General features: G+C 55.8%; 1 pseudogene. It reads right to left on the bottom strand.

What is annotated here, in order from left to right:
• Positions 1 to 869, bottom strand: a pseudogene (locus GA615_RS27710) (GmrSD restriction endonuclease domain-containing protein); the annotation flags it as partial.

The following is an 869-nucleotide window of genomic DNA, read 5'->3' as shown; positions in this document are numbered from 1 at the left end:
AACAGATCCTCGGGTTCTTTTACCAGCGAGCGGAGACGAGTGAAGTAGTCGCGCCGCCTGATCCGCTCCTTCTGGGCAACCTGGTCCAGGGCCTGGCAGTCGGCGATGATCACCTCGTTGGATGAGGTGCTGTACCGATTCGCGAAAACAGAGGACCAGAACCAGAATTCCAGGAATTCACGCTGCGGTTCGTCGATGCGATCAAACCCCTGAACTTGTCGCAGAAACACAACCAAGGGAATGATCATGTTTTCCGAAGGAAGCCAGTCGCGGTTTACAATGAATTTCTGATGGCGGAGGTAGCCCAGGCATTGGGCGTAGAGATCGCACGTCACCTCCCAGTGACGCTGAAAGTCACCGGCGTCAAGGTTCTCTAAGATTGATTTTTTGTCGATGCTGATCGGGCGGCCGCTATCCAGGCAGGCAAAATAGGCGACCGAGCGAACAATAGTCTCGCGGTTGACTCGCACGTCGCTCCGCTCCTCGAACTCCTCAATGCTTCGTCGAAGGTTGAAGCCGTGGTAGAGCTTCGCTGCCAGAATGTCAGTGAAGTTGAGCTGGATCCCCCGGCTGTTGCTGCGCTCAAAGAACAGACAGAACTTGTCGAGCGTCATATCGAGCAAATGGAAAGTCACCATCTTCTGCTTCTTGAAGAGGTCGCAGAGTTTCTTCAAGGTCCGTCGATAGACCCTGGCATAGGTCTTCCAGCGGTCTTCGTCGCCCTCTGCACGCAGTCGACGGCCGAAGGCCGAGTCGGCAAAGATTCCGTCCAGGTCCTCCTGATCGTCCCGCCCATGAACTTCGGCAGCATAAGCGTCGGAAATGCGAACCGAAACCGCCTCATCGCTCTCCTCGCCCCGAACTTCGTC

Origin of the sequence: Tautonia marina, assembly GCF_009177065.1 — a bacterium.
Lineage (GTDB): Bacteria > Planctomycetota > Planctomycetia > Isosphaerales > Isosphaeraceae > Tautonia > Tautonia marina.
Note: the sequence above shows the minus strand (reverse complement) of the source record. Positions and strands in the feature narration are given on the sequence as shown.